Source organism: Roseiconus lacunae (assembly GCF_008312935.1).
Taxonomy (GTDB): Bacteria; Planctomycetota; Planctomycetia; order Pirellulales; family Pirellulaceae; genus Stieleria; species Stieleria lacunae.
Genome location: NZ_VSZO01000007.1, coordinates 160280 through 181443 on the forward strand (window position 1 = coordinate 160280; position 21164 = coordinate 181443).

Genomic DNA, 21164 nt, shown 5'->3' on the forward strand with positions numbered 1-21164 from the left:
GGATTGCTCAGGGTAGGTGCGGAACCCGATGCGTTCTACCGAAACGCTCAAAGGATGTGATGATGTTGAAACGGAAGTCCCTTAGCGCGGTTCGCATGATTGCCTCCGCTGGCAACCGAGCCGTACAATCAAAATGTTTGCTACGTCGCCAATTGGGATACATCGCGGTGGGGCTGTTGCTTGGGGCGAGTCCTCAACCCAGTGATGCCGCTGATCGTCATACTGAATCGTCGCTGACCATTGCACAACTAATCGAACGATCGGAGCAACTTTCATCGCCTAGCGACGAAGTGCTTCCCGCTCCGTCTGAGCGGGAGCCACTTGCGCTTCGCACCGATCGACCAACAGACGCGCGACCTAGCGAAAGACTGGCATCACACCAATGGCTTGATATCCGCCCTCGATCCATAGAAGGGCAAATGGGAACGTTAGTCGCCGAGTCCGACCTTCCTGAAGACACGAGTGGGTTGCCGGATCTACATTCTGCCAGTCTCGCCTACGTGCACAGGCAGCAAACGAACTTTCAACACGGATATTATCAAAGCGGGATTTTCTGCCACCGTCCGTTATACTTTGAAGATCCCTACCTTGAACGATGTGGCCAGTTGACCGCATGCCTACGTAGGGTGCCGTCAGTCCATAGCACGGCACATTTCCTGTGGAAAACCTCGGGCTTTCCAGTCAGTCTGGCGGTTGATCCGCCTTGGCAACGCCACGCCAATGGATTTCGCACGCCGTATTGGATTCGTGTGCTCAAAGCACATCACTGAACACCTTTCCGATCAACCGTTTTAGTTGTGTTAGAAAGGGCTGTGAGTCAACATGAATCTTTACGGAAGCCCGGCCGCCGATTAGCGCAAGTGAATCATTCGATTGAACCTTGATCGCGACGGGGTAAAGGGTTTGAAGAGGAAGCACTTCATCGCCTTTACCTTCGCGGGTCGGAAGCCATTGCTGGGCGACAAGTTCAGCCGGCACTCGGTCGATATCCACTTGCCCGACCGCGGAAACAATTCCACTCTTGATCTGGCCCCGACCACTCTCAAACACCAACGTCACCGATTGTCCGGTAGACACTAAACCGATTTCAGATTGGTCGACATAGGCGATCGCCGTAGCTTGAGTAGGATCGCCGATCGCGCAAAACACGGTTTGGCGTGAAAGGTACGCGCCTAGATTAGCTTCATCGGTCGGACGGCCTTGCCAGGACACCAGTTGAAAGGCGTGATCGACCGTCTTTTCCAGACCGGCTGCCGGGATCACATATCCATCGATCGGCGCTTTCAGTGTCAACGCTTGTTGGTCACGCTCAAGTCGGGCAAGCTGCTCCGTTAAATCTTGCAGTGATTCAGTCGCGGTTGGGATCTGTTGTGCAACGATTTCGTTTCTTCCGCGGATCGCATGAAGCGTGCTCAAACGCTGTTTTTGGCCATGAACGCGAGACCGCAGGGACTCAAGTTCTCGTTCGAGGCCCAAATTCTCCAACGTCGCGATCGTGGTCCCCGCTTGCACAAATTCTCCTATCGGAGTTCGTTGTATCAGCGTTCCGGGGACGGAGACAAATACCTGACGCGTACGTGCGCCCTCTAGGACCGCAACGGAATGCAATCGGCACGGTATCGGCAAAAGACACATCACGCCCAAAAGTGTGACTGCCATCGCCACACGTACCGCCAGACGCATCGAAAGCAACTCATTTTTGCAAGAGGGGTGATGAAGCCAACGAACCATACTGGCAATTGGCTGCCGAGCGATCCCAACGAAGACTAAACCAATCAGCAGCCATGCGACAATGTCCAGGCCTTTCGGTATGAGAGAACGCTGGATCAATAGAATGATCGTTACGATGACGAAACCACGGTACAACCACGATGCCAGTCCGTATACAAGCAGTGTCGCACGCTGCAAATTTGGTGTTGGCTCGCGATCGCATGACCGAGTTCCTATCAAACATCGCCGAAATGTATTGCTCAACTCCTGCTGGGAACGTTGCCAAAGGTTGGGGGCGTCAAAGAGATCTGAAACGATAAAGTATCCGTCATATCGCAGCAAAGGGTTCGCATTGATCATGAAGGTTCCGACGGAACAAACGACCATGACATTCAAGAGGATCGTGCTCAATAGCCCTGGTTCGGCGATCCACCAAAGCAACGTCGCCAGCGAAGCCAAGCAGAGTTCTACGAATATTCCCGCAGCTGAGATCAAGATCCGATGTCTGCGTTGACGCAGTGTCCAGCTGTCTGTGACGTCGCAATAGAGGCAGGGCGTAAACAGCAATAGCATCACCCCCATTTCATGGCATTGTCCTCCAAAGTGACGGCACGTGATTGCATGTGCAATCTCGTGTAATACCTTCACCGCTGCCATCACAATCGCCAGCACGACCATGTTCTGTGGTGACAAAAATGCATTGAGATCCGGTAACCGCTCCCGTGCCGTTTGATGTTGGAAAACGAGTGACATTCCCATCACGACTATCAAGACGGTCGCGGAAACGATCACGATAGGCGAAAGCAAGGATCGCATATTCGCATACAGGAATTCGATCAATCGGGATGGATTGAAGCCGGGAATTCGTATCGCCAGCGGGTTGGTGACTGCGGCAAAACGCTTCCGAGACCGCAAGGAACGCGCGTTCTGCAAAAATTGATCGCCTTGACGGGAACGTTTAGCCATCATCAAACCGTTCCGATCCAAACGATTGATAAAGGCTGTGATTTCGCTTTCGGAAATTCGCTGAGAGACAAATTGTTCTTGGAACTTGTTTCTTATTTGCTCCCTGGTATGGCTTCCGTCCAGATGACGGATAACAAAGAACTCTTCGCTCGAAAACTGGTAATAACGCAGCGTGACTGGATCCTTCATGACCCAGACCGTCTTGCCGCCGCGCCGATGGGAGTAGACCTCGAGATCCCCGCGATACTTCGGCAATTCTTGTCGCGCGAGCTTGTCGGTGTTTCGAGGTTGATGTTTGGCAAATGTTTTCGACATGTTTATCGAAACGTTTAATTGATTGACTCGGCCGGTTGAAAGTCGTTGCGTTCGGCGTTTTCTGTCGACGATGACAACGCACCGTTTCGAATTTCAATGGGCAACTATTCTCGGATGATCCACATCTTTGCCCGAAGGCCCGGTCTGAGAATTTTGTCGGGGTTATTGAATTCCGCCGAGACACGAACTTGTTCGGTGACCGGGTCATTCTCGGGGCTCACAAAAACAATGTGCCCGATGTGGGTGTCGGAGTGCTGCTCAACGCCAAGGACCTCGAGCAGCACCTTCTTACCCTTTAGATCATTACTTGCGACTTCGGCTTGGATGAATCCGTCGACTCGCAAGCGATCGGTATTGACCAAGCGGAACAGTGTTTCACCGGGACTCACCCATTCACCTGGTTGATGTTTTACTTCGACAATGACGCCTGACTGTGGTGCAATAATCTTGCGAATGTCGACGCTCCGCTGAGCCATCGCGAGTTGGCTTCCGATCAGCTTGTGACGAACCACTGCTTTGTCCAAATCGTTTTGCATCTGGCGGACATCACATTCTGCTTTCTCCAATTCCAGCCGTGCTTGATCGAGTTCAGAGTCCGACACGCTGCCGTTGCGACTTTGCTTCGCATTCAGGAGACGTTCAAAATGCCGCGTCGCGTGGGCGACTGTTTTTTCGGCGGCAATAACCGCTGAATCATCGTTCGCCTCCAAAGTTGCGATTTCCAGCTCATAGTTTGCTTTGGCAAGTTCTAGTTGTGCTTCGGTATTATCGATCTGAGCCAACGTTTGGCCGGTGGTTACCTCGTCCCCCTCGTGTACCTGCACCGTCTTGAGTGCGCCGATGGCTCGCGCTGGGACGTTAACTTCATCAGTCAACCGAATCAGTACCGATTGCACTTCGATGCGATCGGCAGCGACTGCGGAACCGGTTTGTCCTGTCATCCCCACTAAGATGGCGATGATGATGAAGAATCGGTGTCGTCTTACCAAGCAAGCCATGATCTTGTCGTCTCGTAGATTTCGTGAAACCAAACATATCCAACGGAGCGTTCGCCACAGTCGATCTTGCAGTGCAGCTGCATGCCGGGCCGAAGCCAAAGTGTCGCTCGAACGGGGACCGAAACACGTGCGAGCGAATGAACGTTGCCCGACACGTCAACGTCGGCCCGTCTAGAGACATCGATCAACGCCCCTTCAAATGCGTTTGCGGCACCATCGGATGTTGTACAACGAACCGTCAGCGGCGAACCGATCTCGTAAGCCTGGATCAGGTTCCCAAATTCTCGTTCAGGTATTTTGATTTCGATCTGCCATTCACCGTCCAACTTTGCGACCGTCAATAGTCGTTGCCCGCGAACAACCGGACGATCAGCCAACAGTGTTTTTGCGTCCCAAGTTAATAAGTGGCCCGAGAGAGGACTGACAATCGTCAGCTGATTCATTTGTTGTTGCAAAAGGGCAATTTGCTTTTCTAGGCTCTCCAACTGTTGAGACAGTTCTTGCTCTTCGGCGGCAAGGTCCACCGCATAATTGCGTTGGAGTTGGTCGCGATCATCCGTCTGTTTAGTTCGCTGAACACGAGCGGATGCGATCGCGAGTCGCCGTTTCTCCGTCGCTCGAAAGTCACCGTTCAAGCGTTGTAGATCCAATTCGAGCGATCGATTACGTAGATCGATGAGCGGTTGGCCACGTTCGACCTCGTGATCTTTTTGGAAGTTCATCCGCACCACCTCTCCGTCAAGTGGCGCGAATACGTGTCGCCGTTGCTTCGGAACAGCTTCACCTTTGGCACGGACGTAGAAAGTGGTCGGCACAGTGAACAACGCAACGCAGACTGTGATGGTCACTGCCACAGCGATGACCAGTCTCAGTCTTGAATCTGCCGCCCAGTCGCCCGCTCGACGAAGACGTTTCGCAAGCCCGAGCAAGGGCAGTGAATCGACAGCGAGCGAATTAATCAATGCGGGCGTCGACAGCGTGGCGATGCTACTGATGCGATCGTCCAGTCCCGGAGCATCGCCACCGCGGAAATGCTCAACAAGGAGTACACCAATGCAATCCGGCGACGGCTTTCCCACCGTTGCATCTGACAAAGCATCACTCGCCTGATCCCGAATCAGCGGTACCGCATCGAACGCTTCGGTGTTCGATTGGTTGATGTAGCTTTCGATCGGCTCCTGCAACTGAGGCGGCAAGCTGTCAGTCGACGCGCGATAGCGCAGCCAATGACGTGATCGCCCTACCGCGTCAAGCAACCTAGCCATCGTCGCAACCAAAGGACTGTTGCGATCGATGACGTCGATACCACTGATCGCAATCACTCGAAGTCGATTGCGACGGTAAATGGCGAGACTCAATCGATCACAGCCGATCAACAGACGCCCCTCGTTGACAACTCGGAAAACGGTCTCGTTCAGGTCGACGCTGCGGTGAATTTCTCGAAGAAAAGCTTCACGCTGTTGCCGCATCGACAATGAAGCGTCTTGTTCGCGAGCCTTCAAGCGTTGTGCGAAGGCCTCCGTCAATTGCCCGACGATCGAAAGCAAACGCTCGTGTCCAAGCTGCGCATCGGTTCCCAGCCCAGCGTATTGAAGGACTTCGACGACTGCGTCCGTCTGGTCATCGATTCGGCAGGGTGCGGCTATCCAAAGGAGTCCTTGGGAATCTAAATCAGCCTTGCCATCGCAGCGAATCGCGGTCTTCGTCGCGACTCGACCGAGAGAGACCGTTTGTTCAAGAAACTGTAAGTGCGACTTGTTCTCAATCGATAGCAGCGATGCCTCTTCGTTTTGCGAAAGACTGCCCCCAACGTTCGTGAATTGTCCGTCAGAATTTGCCAGCCAGATACACCCCCCGATTGCGTCAAGCAATTCAACCGTTCGCTCGATTGCGTTGCTTGCAAATTCGGCTAAAGACTGTGGCTGCCGAGATAGATCGGTGACTCCAGCGACAAACGCTTCGATTTCCGACCACTCTTGCGGTGCATGTTCGGGTCTGGATTTCAACTGATTGGTCACTTGCTCTCGCTCACTTTAAGGTGCACCTCCCCGTGCTGTTAGTTATTTGTCGGCCATTGATGCATTCGATCATGCTGTGGCCTTGGGAATTTCTGCCGTTTCGTAGGTGTGTGCCGAAAATGACGCCTTTATCAAAAACGATTTCCATTCCGATTGGTGGATTGCCGAATTACCGGATAGGTCCAGTTGGGACCGCCTGTATTCGACTTGCCGCTACGGAAAGACCTTCAGCTTGATGACGCGACGCTTGAGCTCTATCCGACATCACACTCGCCGATGCGATTCTGTCTGGTGCGGTGAATTTTGGCGTTACGTTGCGATGGGGTTGTTAACGTTGGTCGGTTGTGCGACCACGACGACTAAACCCACGCCGTCCGAACTTGCCGGTCTTTTGAGCGAATCAAATCTTGAGGTTTCGCTCGACACGATGCCGGGAAACGTTCAAGGAAACTCGGGCGAGGTCCCGGGCCGTTCGGCGAACGATGCCCCGGCAGTGAAACTTACCTCTGGCCGGACACCCTCATCACAGTCCAGGGAGACGGTGGTGGCATCCGAAGCTTCGCCTCTGCACATGCCTACCTCAGGCGGGAACACCAGCTTGGCGTCGATCGAAACATCGCTTAGGCCGTTCTCGATTCGTGAAAGCCGAGGCGAGCATTGGTCGGCACCTGAACCGTGGGATCTATCGGTTGATGAGCTGATTCAGCTCGCCCTGGCCAACGGGACTGTGCTGCGCACCCTGGGGGCAAGAGTGATCCAATCCCCCGATGCCACGTCGACGATTTACGAACCGGCCTTGGCATTGACGGATCCAACGGAAGGTGTCGAGGCGGCGTTGAGCGAATTCGATGCTCGGCTTCGAGGCGACCTGTTTTTCGAAGACAACGACCGCGTCCTTAACAGTGAATTTGCCGGGCAAGGTGAGAACTTTTTCAAGCAATATTTGACGCGGTATGAGTCGAGCCTGAGTAAACAGTCGGCGTCGGGGACGATGTATACATTGCGTCATAACTTTGAGGCCGACAACAACAACTCAGACCGAAATTTGATCAATGATCGCGCTTGGGCATGGAACTTCGAAGGTGAAGTCCGCCAGCCGCTACTACAAGGTCGGTCGGTGGCGTTCAATCGTATCGCAGGTCCGAACGCGTCCCCAGGGATTTACAACGGAGTTGTGATTGCGCGTCTGAACGCCGACATTACCGTCGCGGACTTGGAAATCGCACTTAGGGATTTCTTAAGCGATGTTGAGAATGCGTACTGGGATCTGCATTTTGCCTATAAAGACTTGCAGGTAAAGAAGGACGCTCGAGATCGCACGCTTCAGACCTATCAATTGCTTAAAGCACGACAGGGCCTACCGGGTGCGGAGGAGGACAAGCTTGCCCAGGCACTTGAGCAATACTATCGCTTCGAGCAAGAGGTGCAGAACTCGCTCGCAGGACGCCTGGTTGTCGGCACTCGTTCGTTCAATGGCAGTGGAGGCGGCACATTTCAGGGGGCCGGCGGAGTCTACGTCGCCGAGCGTCGGCTTCGGATGATCGCAGGTTTGCCGATCAACGATGGGCGGTTGATTCGAACGACAACCGAACCGTCACTCGTTCCGATCACCTATGACTGGAGCAATGTGGCAAGCAACGCGATCTGCCGACGAACCGAGCTAAAGCGGCAACGACTAAATGTCAGCATGCGGCGGCAAGAGTTGTTGGCGAGTCGAAATTTTCTATTGCCGCGATTGGATGCCATCGGAAGGTATCGCTACCGGGCGCTGGGCGACAACTGGCTTGGTCGCGAGATTGTCGACAATGGCAGTCTGATCGAAACCGACACGCATGAATTATTAGTCGGCGTCAGCGTGGACTACCCGATCGGACTCCGTCAGGCTTCAGCGGCCGTGCGTCACGCGCAACTACAACTCGCCCGGGAGCAGTCAATGCTCAACGAACTCGAACGCCAAGTCGTCTACGGAGTCAGCAATGCGATCACAGAGATTGATCGTGCCTATGTGGTCCTTCAATCGGCTCTCAACCGTGAGAATGCGGCTCGCAAGCAGTATGAAATCCTTGTCAGTGAATCCCAAACCCCGATTCGGCAGTTCAACTACAACGCCTTATTGGATGCGGAGCAACGTTTTGCGGAAGCTTCAAGTGCCGCGAACAGAGCGCGGATTCAATATGCCCTGGCGACCAAAAACATCAACTTCGAAATGGGCTCGCTGCTGGCCTACTACAATATCCACCTGGCAGGACAATCTCGAATCAAGCCCCAAAAGCCATCGCGTCGTCGCCTAAGAACGCTGCTCGGAAAGAGCTGGAATCATGCCGTTTCGCATGTCCCAATTCAGCGTCCAGGGGGGCGACAGTCAACGGATAGCGCGATCGAAGTCGTGAGTGAGCCTGTCGTTGACCCGATCGAAAGCTTTGACGATCAGATCGCTGAAATCATCGATCAAGAACTGTCGTCGACTCGCTGATGGCCCGTCTGCATCATACGCACGTGAAGGTACGTCTGGCAACGAGAGTCTGACGACTAGACGGCATAGCGACAGTGTCCTTGGCTCGGACGATGACGATCGTCACAAGCCGACGTTCGGGTGACGTCGGTTCCGCGCTCACACGCTTGATTCAGGGATTTCAGACGGCGCTGCCTGATTATCGGCATTGTTTTCCGGCATCAAGGCTTCGGTGTTGGCGTCGCGTTCGGCATTCGGGTAAATTAATGGCCATGAAAACTCCAAAACTTCGACGTCGATTCGTCCTGCAATCTGTTGCCGGCTCACTTGCGTTGCCCGGCCTCTCGTCATTGGCGGCTGAGTCCACCGATCGTCGGACACCCTTGATGGCGACGCGGGGTGCCGGAGTGGGCGCCCCACGATTTGTAGCAATCGGCAACTTGCTCGGTTTCCAACAAAAGGCGTTCTTTCCCGAAACAGTCGGAAAGGAATTTGAAGAAACGACGCTACTGAAACCGTTGACCGACCAACGCGAGCATCTGACCGTCTACCGGGGCTTGGACCACGGAATCAAAGGTGGCCACTTTGCCGTCCATACGTTTCTATCTGGTGTTCTGCATCACGAGTCCAAACATCGCGCCGACGGCAATGTCACGATCGATCAGTTCATCGCCGATGAAGTGGGCAAGCAAACACGGTTTCCTTCGTTGACGGTGGGTTCGGAAGGCGGCATTCACGGTGGATGTCAACTTTCCTGGACGAAATCGGGCATCCGCGTACCGCCGATTACCGGGCCGGCTGAGCTGTTTGAACGACTGTTTGTGACCGATCCGAAAACGGTTCGCCAGGAAAAAGCAAAAGCGAATACGCTGCAAGCATCAATCCTTGATTCACTACTAGAAGAAGCGAACTCGATCTCTAGTCAAGTCAACCGAGAGGACCGAAGCAAGCTTGACGAATACTTTACATCCATCCGTGACGTCGAAAAGCGACTGCAAACCCGGCGGCAGTGGGTCGACGAACCGAAACCAGATGCACCGTTCGAAAAACCAGCCGATCGTAATACCGTCGAAGACCTTCCGCTTCTCTATGAACTGATTGCATTGGCATTGCAAACGGATTCGACTCGCGTCGCGACCCTGGAAATCGGTGGGAGTTTTCTGCCGCAGCACCTGGGCATTGACAATTCCTATCACAGCCTTTCCCACCACGGGAATGACGAAGAAGTGATCTCTAAACTGATCACACTGGAAACGTATCAAGTGGAACAATTTGCCGCTTTCCTCTCGCGTCTCGCACAGATCGAAGACGGTGACCAAACCCTGCTTGACTCGACAGCAGTGCTCTTCGGAAGCGGCATGGGGAATGGCAATTCGCATACCAATACCGATTTGCCAGTCGTGCTCGCCGGCGGTGGCTATGCTACCGGGGAGTACAAAAAGGTCGAATCGAAAGGGCCCGGAAAGATTCCGTTGTGCAACCTGTTGCTGCACCTGGCCCAACGAATGGGGGTCAGCGCGGAATCGTTCGGGACCAGTAGCGGAACCTTTGCCTAGTGGACCGTCTGCCGAACTCTTTATTGCAACGAAGCGGTTGCGACTGAATCATTAGCCCACCTACAAACGCTAGCCCGTTTGTCCCACCTCCCCAGCATCCTTTGCCCTCTCGGCTGCATCATGATTCCAGTCTCTGAATAGATGCGCAGCCAAGGGGCCCCACCTTGCTGCTTTGCAATCACTATCATGCGTCGCCACGTCATCGCACTTACAACCTTCCTTGCGTTCTATCTTTGCTGCCTTCCGGTCATCGCCGATGACGATCAAAACGTCGCGCAGGAAGGCATCGATGTCGAGCAATTTCTTCGTGATTATTGCATCGACTGTCACGACTCGGATAATGCCGAAGGGGAACGCTCATTCGATACCTTCGCATTGCCACTCGACTCAGTCTCTGGGTTGATCACTGCGAATGAGATCATCGATCAGATCACTCTAAAGGCAATGCCGCCCGAAGATGCTGATCAACCGAGCGATGATCGACGTCTGGCGGTAGTCGGTCAACTCCGAGAAGCCGTCATGCGATCGAAACAGTCGTTCCAATCGAAAGGGGGGCGTACTGTGATGCGTCGACTTTCGAAACGCGAATATGAAAACACTTTGGCTGATCTATTTGGTCGCCGCGTAGACACGCTCGGGTTGACCGCCGACTTCCCAAAGGACGCAACCAGCCGGCATTTAGATACGATTGGCGAATCGAAAGTGACCTCCGGATTTTTGCTCGATCAGTACTTCCAAGCTGCGAACCGATTGGTCGAACACCGTCTTGGCAAACCCCAAACGGAACCTCGTGACTGGCATTTCAAAGATAACTTTCGCCAATATGAAGAATTGACCGGGGCGCATAAAAGCGTCTTTAAGTTCGAATTCCTTTGCCTCTACGAACAGCCCAACACCGACACACGACAGGGCGGCTACGCGCATATTGAAGACTTTCTCAAAGGTGTCCCCGTATCGGGACTCTACGACATTGAGGTCCATGCGGCCGCGATGCATCGAGACACGCACTACGACGCTGATATCTTCCGCATTGATTTTTCCGAACCGTTCCAGCTTGCGGTGGTGCCGGGTGATGCTCGGAAAGGACACATCCATTACCCCCAGGCGATTGAACCGATCCTTGGCCAAGCCATCGTTCCGGACAATGACCCTGAATGGCTAACGTTTCGTGTTTGGCTGGAGAAAGGACAAACGCCTCGGTTTATCTTCCCCAACGGTCCTTACGAGTCACGGGCATCGGTGATCGAAGTCAATAAGCGATACAAGGATGAATTTGAAGGTAAGAACTACCGGTCCGGCGTCGTGCGAACTCACATCTTACTGCACGGTGAATTGCCTCATATCAAAATTGGTGAGGTGAAAGTCCACGGTCCGCTGAAAGAGCAAGGCGGTAGCGCAGAAGAGATCGCCGTGTTCGGCAGGGATGGATTTCAGAAGGAGAAGGCCGCCGAACAGCTTTATGCATTTGCCCGGCGTGCGTTCCGACGTCCTCTTGTCGCTGCCGATCGCGATAGGATCGATGCGATGTATCAGCGACGGTTGACCGAACAGGCGACGCCGCGGCAAGCCGCACTCGATACGTTAAAGCTCATTCTGTGCTCGCCTTCGTTCCTTTACCTTAGCGAACAGACCGATGACGATGTCACCGTATTGCCATCGGTCGATCTGGCATCGCGACTATCCTACACGCTCTGGGCGGGGCCACCGGACGACGCATTACTGAAGATCGGGGAGTCCGGGGAACTTGCCAAAAAGAACGTCCTGCGGCAACAGATCCGCGAAATGCTCAAAGACGACCGAACGTCTCGATTCGTCGAAGGCTTTCTCGATAGTTGGCTGAACTTGCGAGATTTGGGCAATCTTCCTCCGCCGCGAAAAGACGCGCGCGACTACTACGCCAAGAATCTCCCCCGTTCGATGAAACGTGAGGCCCGGTTGTATTTCAAGCACTTATTGGATTCGAACGGTGCTGTGACCGAATTGTTAGACTCCGATTACACGTTTGTCGACAAACACTTGGCCGCGTTCTATGGCTTGCCCGAGAAGGATTCAATGCGTTTGGCGGATGGTTTTCAGCGTGTCGAGTTTAAAGGGGAGGCGAAACGCGGAGGGGTCTTGGGAATGGCAGCCGTGCTAACGGTTAGCGCCAACGGAGTTGATACATCTCCCGTCACACGTGGCGTGTGGGTTTCTGAAAACATCCTGGGGATTGTTCCACCGCCTCCGCCGGATGACGTGCCGGCAATCGATGCAAATGTAAGTGGCGCCGAGACGATACGTGAAAAACTAACCTTGCATCGTGCGGACCCCGCTTGCAACGTTTGCCATCGAAAAATCGATCCCTTAGGGTACGCACTCGAGGCATTCGATCCCATCGGTCGGTATCGAACTAAGTACCCGAAAGTTCGAGGAAAGTCGGCAAAGATCGATACAACCGGAGAGTTGTTGACCGGCGAACGCTACAGTGACGTCACCAGTTTCAAGCAGCTACTGCTGAGTACTCAGCGAGATCGATTCTTGCATCATCTTGTAGAAACATTTCTTAGTTACGCGACCGGTCGGCATATGGAACCGACCGATCAGTTTGAAATCGAAGAGATTGTCGCGCGACTTCAGGATCAAGGCTATGGATTGCAAGATCTTGTCGTAGAAAGTCTGAGCAGCGAGATCTTCCGCTCACCGTAGCGAAAATCAGCAATAAGCGGAACGGTTGGGCTCGGCTTTTCAGGCGAAGGGAGTTAGCGACAGTCGGCAAACCGGGACCACAGCAATCGCATGAAATCATGCGATGTCTCGAAATGACTGATCGCCAATCCAATCGTTCGAGCCACTGTGCCGCTTCATTGAGGCGAGTTTCTTCCTCCCATAATGCCGGGCTTCGCCAGCCCTTGAGATACTAATAGAGGAAGACTTTGAACTGGGCAATCGGATCAGAGGGTTTTTTATCGAGCCCGTGAGTGAGTTCGCCGACCGCATCACGATCGAGGCGATTGACCTGTCGCTCGGCAATTCGAGCGTGGTCATTTTCGGGCAGTTAGGCTTCGATCTGCTTCCAACGAGGATCATCCTCGGGCATCGAAAAAGAACGAGACTGAATTTTTTATTATACCTGAATCACTTAGATTCATGTCGACCTGTGTGCGCCTCCTGGAATTAATAGCGATGGACATTCTGTGCGAAATTCCAAGATCACCGAAGGTCATTTTTCTAGCGCTAACATCCGCAAAAAAAACAACCTAAGAACTGAACAACGTCCAAGCGGGAGGGTGTTATTCAGATACTTAAACCCCGAGACTCATGTTTACCTGCTTAACGAATCTCAGGTAGTTCGCTCCTGCTCGCATCTCCGATTGCCTTGAACCTTAGTCCAGACCAAAGCCGATAACTCGTCAAAACAAATTAGCTCGGACCCGACTGAAAAGGCCTTGGGTTGATTCGCTAATAGTAACAAGGCGGCGACCCGCCAATAATTTTCTTGCACCACCCGGCGGGCCTCCCTACAATCCCCTCACTGACATCCGGTGCCAAGAGGTGGTGAACTCCATTAGGCATCAATCATCAACCAGTCGCATTGTAGAACTGCAGTTCAGCTATTGACGGTACTGGAAAGACGAAGCGTGATTGGCTCGTCGACCGAACGCCAGAAATTCTGAATTTGCAAGGCTGAGATGATACTTATTGTCTTCAACAGACACCGACGGGTGACCGATCAATGCAGGCGGTATTGGGACTCATCGAATCTGGGCCATTGGCGGTGATCCATAGGCTCCAATCCATCCATCATCAACATTATCGAATATCGATTGCGTGGTGTCTTCCTACGATCCGGGCGGAAATTGCACAGGTGTCAATGGTTGTGGGAATAATGCCGGAAAACAGTGCGGTACCATAACTGGTTGCCTCTGCGGCGGGGCGCCATGTGCCTGTAACTAACACTGTCTTTTAGCTCGGGGGGCTAATACTCGGCGAATACCAAGTGCCCTCAGAGAATACGAAGCCTGCTGTCGCAGGTTGCGGCAGCAGGCATTTCAGTGGCTTGCACTTGATTGACCAAGCCCAACCGCTCCCCCTCTGGCGGGCGCGGTGCAAACAAAAGAGTTCCCTTACGAAGGTAACGATGCGGTGGCTATCGAACTAAGCACTGCGACTCTCCCCGCCCTCTTTTCAGGTTCTTTCTGATGTCGGTCATTAAGGCTGTTTTCCATTTATTACCATTCGTATTTGTTTTGGCAGGAGCCACCTGTAATGCGAGTGAATTACTGCCCGAAGAGTTTTTGGCGGAGTACGGACAAGCAGCCGCTCGGTTAAAAGATAACGCACGCGATGTCTCTTCAAGTGTCAAGATCTATAAAATCCAGTCGGGCGAGAAGACACTGTTCAAGACGATTGAATATAAAGCCGCAGAGGACAACAAGCTCGTTACCTATTGGTTCGAAGATGATTTCCAAGAGAAGGGGCAATCTGCAATAACGACCATCGTTTTTGGGCCCAAGAAGTCCTTTCGCATGTCCAATATTGATGACGAAAAATTCAGGGCGCTTCTCGCCCGCCCTCGGGGTGAGATCGACAGTGTCCTGGTGAGCGTTGCAGAGCCAATCTTCGCGTCGTTCGCTGTTTTTGGAGAGAAAACCCTGACGGAAGCGAACGACGATGAAAAAATCTCGGTGGAAGAAATCAAGCAGCAAGACAATTTGTTCTTGGTAACGTACAAGTTCACCAATGAATCATTATCGGGGTTTAGCGGTCAACTGCTGATCGACCCAATTCAATCTTGGGTTATTGTCGAGCACCATCTTTTCGATCAGGCGGGGAAGGTGCAGCGGTCAAGAGAAATGCGATATACCGATGAGTCAAATTCGCATCCTTTACCTTTGATAAAGGGAATTGAGGAAGAAAGCTTGGAGTCAGGGGAATTAGTCCAGTACGTCGTTGAAATTGAGTCATCCCCTCAAGAGATGCCAAGCGAGGATGTTTTCACGCTCTCGCATTATGGGCTGCCAGAAACACTGGGCGATCCGCCTGCACCAAGTTGGCGTCTCTTTGGAATGCTGGTGCTGATATGCGTTTTGGCGTTTATCGGATTTCAAAATCTGAAGCGGCAAAAAGCAGCACGGTGAAAAATGCGTATCTCAAAATGGCTCGCTTTTTACCGGGCATTTCGGTGGATCACAGTCATTATTTTAATTCAAGCCGTAGCTTTGCTGGTCATCGCGTGGAAGGTCTCTCCGACGTACGATGAGTGGATGTATGTGCCAAGCGGGATTTACCATTGGGTTCACCAAGACTTTTCCCCTTATAGAGTAAATCCCCCGCTCCCGAGATTGATTGCGTCTCTACCGCTTTATCTCTCTGGGGTAGATGTCCCTTTTGCGGGAATGATGTCAAGTGGAAACCGGATTGAAATCCAAATAGCGGACCGTTGGGTTGAACAATACGGCCCTCAAACTTTGAGTCAGATCTTCGTCGCAAGACTAACCACGATCGCATTCGCAATCACTGGCACTCTTGTCATTGCGGCATTGGCGAGAGAAATATTCGGTGACTCGGCGAGCCTGATTTCGTCCATGCTGTGGGCATTCTCACCCACCATCCTAACCCATGGATCACTCGCCACGCCGGATATCCCAAGCACAGTCCTTCTCGTAGCGAGCATTTTGACATTCGTACGATGGTTTGATGGTCCCACTTGGGCCAGTGCAGCTCATTTCGGCGGTGTCCTCGGCCTTCTGCTCCTGAGCAAGTCAACATGGATTCTGCTGTTCTTACTGTTTCCCATCATGTTATTCGCGTTGCAGTACAGAGATCGCACTCGATGGCTCAAGAAATCCAGCACTCTCATTGCAGTCCTGTGTTTTTCACTATTGATCTTGAATGCCGGCTATCGATTCGACGGCACCGGGACAGCACTGAAGGAGCACGAATTCGTTTCAAAAGCGCTCTCGGGATGCGATCGTGGGGGGTGGGGCAATCGATTTGCGAACTCTTTTGTTGGCGAATTGCCTTTGCCGCTGCCTTCACAATTTATCCTTGGGGTCGATCAGCAAAAGTTTGAGTTTGAAACCGGATTCCCTTGCTATTTCGGGGGTGAATGGCACGAGCATGGGTTTCCACTGTATTACATCTACTGCTTTGCATGGAAGGAGCCGATTGCAGTTCTTCTCCTATGCGCGTTATGTCTCCGGTGGGTTCCGTTCATCGAACCAAACAGGCTCTATCGATTTGCGGTGATCTCGATACCTCCACTAGCCATATTTACCCTCGCTTCTTTCCAGACGGGTATTCACCAGCATTATCGATATGTGATTTTTGCATTGCCATTTGTGTATCTTCCCATCGGCGCATGCTGGCACGCCGCGAAGCTTTCGAGCCGATATGCGATCACGTGTCTTATCGGGGCCGCTTCAGTTTCATCGTTGGTAACCGTCCCAAGAACTCACGCCTATTTCAATGTACTTGCAGGCGGAGGGGAGCGAAACTGGAGCTATCTGTCGAACAGCAATATTGACTGGGGCCAAGACCTCAAACTGATCTCTCAGCACATCAGAAAACATCCTGAAATCGAATTCAATGTCTTGCACATTACAAGGTGGGACCTTCGTTTTCTTGGCTTGGATTGCAATAGCGGACGTCAATCGCTGATGGTCCCGTCTCCTCGAAGGTCGGGGCAGTTTGTTCCGTACCAGCCCGGCGTCTATCTCGTGGGGATTACGGAGTTCATCCGAAAAGAGTATGCGTTTTTCCGTGAAAACGAGTGCTCGGAAGTATTACCTGGCGGGATTCGTGTCTACTTAGTAACCCAAGAAATGCTTTCAACGAATGGCCTTCACGATCAAGCCCGCAATATCCCGGAACTGTCTCAGAGATTCACCTTAAGCTTGGCGTTGCGGCGCTCTTATTCAGGTACGAGTTATGTTTCCAGTCCCCCTGGTGGAAAAGGCAGATTGTGCGGAAGACGCGAGATAGCCTCCAACGAAAAACGACTTTTGGACCAATTAGATGCGATTTGATCTAGGAAACAACATCAGATTAGCACGGGAGCCAAGTTAAGTGAGAATCACAGTCATCATTCCAGTTTTCAATGAAATTCATACGGCTGGTGAATTGCTGAGGGCGGTTCATGAAGTTGCCCGCCAGGACTGGCAGGTGGTCGTTATAGACGATGGGTCAAATGATGGGACCGCAGAGGTATTACGGCATGAGTGTTCTCAACTTGGCTTTGAGCTAGTTTGCCGAGATCGCAACGGCGGAAAAACAGCGGCTGTTCGTGATGGATTGGTACGGGCCGTTGGTGACTATGTTCTAATCCAAGATGCGGACCTCGAATACAATCCCGGTGATATCCCACGTCTGCTTAGAATGGCGGAAAAGTCGTGCGAAGTGGTTTATGGAAGACGCCCGAGCTACTGGAACCGGCCCAGTCGGTGGCTGTTCGCTTCAGGGGTTTTACTTATCGACATGGCTTTATTGTTCCTGTACGGGCGTTTTGTCCGGGATCACGCCACTTGCTACAAGCTCATTCCTCGGAAAACACTTCAAGGGCTTGAGCTCGAATCCACCGGGTTCGAAGGCTGTATTGAAATCACCGCGAAATTGATGCGGTCACGAATTGCAATTCACCAAATGCCGATCCGGTATGCGCCACGAGCGACGACCGCAGGAAAAAAACTCACAATCGCATACGGGCCTAGGGCGCTCCGGTCGGCGTGGCGCTGGCGCACGTGGAAGCCAGCCACTTCGCGTCTTACTCCAAAAGTTGCGGGTCGAGCTTTTGTGCCGCGTGATGCAAAGGCGGATTCATTCGTGGAAACGGCAACGCTGCAACGGCATGATTCATAAGGTCAAGAAGTTTGCGTATGGCAACCCAAACCATCGATGAGTGCTGTCAGGACATCCCAGCAGGCGAATACACTCCCCAGTCTGGATCTCCGCAATTGATCGGGGGCTTAGCTTTCCGCGATTGGATAGCAGCATTTGTTATCGTAGGATCGTTGTTCATGCTAGCGGATTGGCGACGAAATCACGATGGTCCATCGCGTTGGATGTGGCATGATCAGAGCGACCATCTTGGGGCCGAGTATGACACCATTGCTCAGGCAGTCCGATCGGGCCGAGGTTTTTCCGATCCGTTTCATGAACAAACCGGACCGACGGCGTGGATGCCACCAATTCTGGTCTATTTGACTGCGGGACTGTATTGGCTATTCGACGATCGGCGCGAGGAAGTTGTCGAAGTGATCGTCGGATGCAATCTGTTGACCATTTTCTTCGCGAGTCTGCTTGTCTTGCGATATGCAAGATCGGTTGGGTTGGCCGGCGTGGCGTATCTTGTGTTAGCGGCAGGGCTGTTGGCTGACTTTCGAGATCTATTTCAACGCACCCACGATACCTGGCTAATCCTGCTAGTCATCATGCTGCTGTGGCTGGGCTTGCAGCGATTTGCAGACGCCCCAAGGGGAAATTCAAACGAAGCCTACACTTGGGGTTTTTGTGGTGGCGCAGCGGCACTTTGTAGTCCCGTCGTCGGTGCGGCATGGGCAATCTCGACGGTGATTCAATGGTTAGTGCTTCCACAATGGCGATGGGAACCGACGCAATCAGAGCGAAGCAAGGTTTTCAAGCGGGGAGTCCTTTCACTTGTTGCCGCGGCAGCGGTTTCGGTTTTAGTGGTCAGTCCTTGGATGATTCGCAACCGCATCGTGCTTGGAAAGTGGATCCCCGTGAAGTCCAATTCGACCTACGAGATTTGGCAATCTCAGGTTCTCGATGATGACGGCGTCCTTGATGAAACATCAGCCTATCAACACCCTTGGGGTAAGAACGGTCTTCAGAGAAAGGAATATGTTCAGAAGGGAGAAATCGAGTTCATCGGTTCTCGGGGCGAGCCAACATGGCACTCAATCCTTGCAGACCCGTTGGATTTTGTCAGGCGTGTATCGCGGAGGTTCGTTGCAGCAACCCTGTATTTTCAGCCGATGACCGACCACGCGGAACAGATGAAAGTAACACTAGGATTTATCAGGTCGTATTATCCGTTTCCGCTACTTGCGTTTCTCATCTTGGTGTTTTTCGGCAAGGGGCCATTTGATCGGGCAGAAATTGCGACATGCTGCCTCTATGTGACTGCGCTCCTCCCTTACATTTTGATCAGTTTCTATTCCCGCTACTCGGCACCGCTAGTGATGATGAAAATGCTTCTGATTCTGCACGCTGTGCATGCACTTCGACGTCGCTTTTTCAAATATTCGCTGTTCGGCAGACACGACCCTGTGCTTGAAGCCAAGGCAGCCGATGGCGAACCCGAAGTTGCAACCAATTTCAATACAATCCGGCAGCTTTCTCGATCATGTTTTGCCGTGGAGGCTCGGGTGAGTGAAAATGTTCCTCCGGTTCAATGGCGACCGTGGGGAGAAATGGTGTTCGCCCCACGACGATCGCCTTCGCGACAGGGCTTCACCCTTATCGAATTGCTTCTAGCCATTTCGATCATCTCAATTTTGATCTCGATGACTTTGCCAGCGGTTCAGAACGCACGAGAGGCCGCGCGGCGAATCACATGCATGAACCACGCCAAGCAAATCGGACTGGCCTTGCAAATGCATGCGAACACCTTTGACTATTTCCCCGGGAACGGAGGATTCACACCCGAAAGTCAGATCGAGGCAGTTGACGGGACAATGACTTACATTTCAACACGTGATGTCGCTCAGAACACCTTTTACCAATGGGGGATCGGTCGCCCAGGTATGACACCTAAGAAGCAGCCAGGAAGTTGGGCTTACGCGATTTTGCCTCAGCTTGAACAGGTTGTCGCCTATCAGCACGTGGAAGTAGAAAAATTGCAGCCGCAGTTTCTATGCCCGACGCGAGGTCGGCAGCGTCCCGTGCCACCGGTTGATGACGAGAATGGCGAATATGTTTCGGGAGGGCGAGCGTGGGCGCAAACCGATTTCTGCGGGAATCGAAAAATGATGCCTGAGTATCCCAACGCGGTTCCATTGTCGATGGTGTTTGACGGTCTTTCGCATACGTTCGTGATCGGTGAAAAAGCCTATGATCGCGGTGTACACGGACCTTCAAGCTGGTACTGGGACGAACCTATCTTTTCGGGCGGAAGTAAAGGGACGGCCAGGGCTGGCCTTTCGATCATTCCCGATGGATACGACATCGCATTTCGAGACAATTGGGGATCAGCGCATCCGTCGGGTGCTGTTTTTGCGAAAGCGGACGGTTCGACCAATTTTGTAACCGGTCAGGTTGATTACAAAGTAATGCGAGCCGCACTAACGCCCCGAGGTGGAGAGGTGGAAGCAAATGAGTTGGATTAGCGGCCTACTCTGGGGCGAGAGGCGTCCAACAGTTTATCTTACCGTTGTCACCGCATTGCTATTGATGCAGGTTTCGGTCCTGGGTGAATCCCTTTCAATTGACTTTCGACAAGCCGAAACAGACCCGCTCATTGAGATCAGCCCTAGCCGTGTACCAACCGATCGGCACAAATTGACCCGTGACGGAATGCGGGTAATTCAAGCCAAGGATCCGCCCGGCGGACCCAAGCAATCGCCCGGAACGATCGGTGCCAAGACGATGGTGTTCGCATCCGGGGACTTCACCGCCACACTCGATTGGAAGGTCAATGAAATTAATGAACCAGAATCGGGGTGGGGGCAGGGTGTGCTGTTTGCCGCTGATCTAGACGATTTAGAGAAAACCCAACTACAAATGAGCCTTCTAGGGCGACCAGGAAAAGGGATTGTGGTTCGAGCGGCACGCCGAGGCGATCAAGTGATGGAGCCTTTGCAGGAAACATTTCCAGTAGAATTCTCAGAGGGACAGTTCCGCATTTCTCGCCGAAACGAGATCGCGATTTTTTCGATAGTCAGCGAAGGCAACGAGAAAGAATTGACACGATTTGAATGCCCAACCGCTGACTTGCGCTATGTCGCTGTTTGGTGTACACGCCAAGAGCGAGGAAACACATCTGGTGATTACCTTTTCCGGAATCTAAGTGTGACAGCGGATAATTTTTTCACTTACCAAGACTCACGTGTTTCTCGATGGTCGTGGTGGCAGATCATTGTGGTTATCCAGGGAGTGTTGTTTGCGATTTTCCTTTCGATTTGGTACTACCAGAAACAGCAAACCCAATGAC

Annotated in this window: 12 protein-coding genes; 9 read left to right on the forward strand and 3 right to left on the reverse strand. The window is 52.6% G+C overall.

From position 1 onward, the window contains the following. Window positions 1-62 precede the first annotated feature (62 nt). Entirely contained in the window at window positions 63-770 is a 708-nt protein-coding gene (locus tag FYC48_RS10735; protein WP_160149451.1) for a hypothetical protein, read from the forward strand. On the opposite strand, the gene FYC48_RS10740 is transcribed toward FYC48_RS10735, so the two are convergent. The 3 genes from FYC48_RS10740 to FYC48_RS10750 all read right to left on the reverse strand — a co-directional run bounded on the left by FYC48_RS10740 (window position 754) and on the right by FYC48_RS10750 (window position 6007). Continuing rightward, window positions 754-2991, reverse strand: coding sequence for a hypothetical protein (locus FYC48_RS10740; protein WP_149496707.1), 2238 nt, complete (start codon window positions 2989-2991; stop codon window positions 754-756). The genes FYC48_RS10735 and FYC48_RS10740 overlap by 17 nt on opposite strands. Window positions 2992-3095: 104 nt before the next feature. Beyond that, complete coding sequence (locus FYC48_RS10745; RefSeq protein WP_149496708.1) at window positions 3096-3989, reverse strand: efflux RND transporter periplasmic adaptor subunit; 894 nt, start codon at window positions 3987-3989, stop codon at window positions 3096-3098. Further along, on the reverse strand, window positions 3974-6007 hold the full coding sequence (locus FYC48_RS10750; RefSeq protein WP_149496709.1) for an HlyD family efflux transporter periplasmic adaptor subunit: 2034 nt from the start codon (window positions 6005-6007) through the stop codon (window positions 3974-3976). The genes FYC48_RS10745 and FYC48_RS10750 overlap by 16 nt, the downstream gene beginning before the upstream one ends. A 544-nt stretch (window positions 6008-6551) precedes the next feature. Here FYC48_RS10750 and FYC48_RS10755 point away from each other — a divergent pair. The 8 genes from FYC48_RS10755 to FYC48_RS10790 all read left to right on the forward strand — a co-directional run bounded on the left by FYC48_RS10755 (window position 6552) and on the right by FYC48_RS10790 (window position 21163). Beyond that, window positions 6552-8480 carry a TolC family protein gene (locus FYC48_RS10755; protein WP_160149452.1) on the forward strand — a complete coding sequence of 643 codons (1929 nt, stop codon included), beginning with the start codon at window positions 6552-6554 and terminating at the stop codon, window positions 8478-8480. Window positions 8481-8725: 245 nt separating this feature from the next. Beyond that, the gene (locus FYC48_RS10760; RefSeq protein ID WP_149496711.1) at window positions 8726-10015 is read left to right on the forward strand and encodes a DUF1552 domain-containing protein; all 1290 of its coding nucleotides are present in this window, start codon (window positions 8726-8728) and stop codon (window positions 10013-10015) included. A 186-nt stretch (window positions 10016-10201) separates the two neighbouring features. After that, complete coding sequence (locus FYC48_RS10765) at window positions 10202-12700, forward strand: DUF1592 domain-containing protein (RefSeq protein ID WP_149496712.1); 2499 nt, start codon at window positions 10202-10204, stop codon at window positions 12698-12700. Between the two features lie 1493 nt (window positions 12701-14193). After that, complete coding sequence (locus FYC48_RS10770) at window positions 14194-15132, forward strand: hypothetical protein (RefSeq protein ID WP_149496713.1); 939 nt, start codon at window positions 14194-14196, stop codon at window positions 15130-15132. Window positions 15133-15135: 3 nt separating this feature from the next. Continuing rightward, window positions 15136-17022, forward strand: a complete 1887-nt coding sequence (locus tag FYC48_RS10775; RefSeq protein WP_149496714.1) for an ArnT family glycosyltransferase — start codon at window positions 15136-15138, stop codon at window positions 17020-17022. 40 nt (window positions 17023-17062) lie between these two features. Beyond that, window positions 17063-17851: a glycosyltransferase family 2 protein gene (locus tag FYC48_RS28805; RefSeq protein ID WP_149496715.1), complete on the forward strand. Its 789-nt coding sequence runs from the start codon at window positions 17063-17065 to the stop codon at window positions 17849-17851. A gap of 17 nt (window positions 17852-17868) precedes the next feature. Beyond that, window positions 17869-20340, forward strand: a complete 2472-nt coding sequence (locus tag FYC48_RS28390; RefSeq protein WP_235034196.1) for a DUF1559 family PulG-like putative transporter — start codon at window positions 17869-17871, stop codon at window positions 20338-20340. Beyond that, window positions 20327-21163, forward strand: a complete 837-nt coding sequence (locus tag FYC48_RS10790) for a hypothetical protein (protein WP_149496716.1) — start codon at window positions 20327-20329, stop codon at window positions 21161-21163. The genes FYC48_RS28390 and FYC48_RS10790 overlap by 14 nt, the downstream gene beginning before the upstream one ends. The last annotated feature ends 1 nt before the right edge of the window (window position 21164 follow it).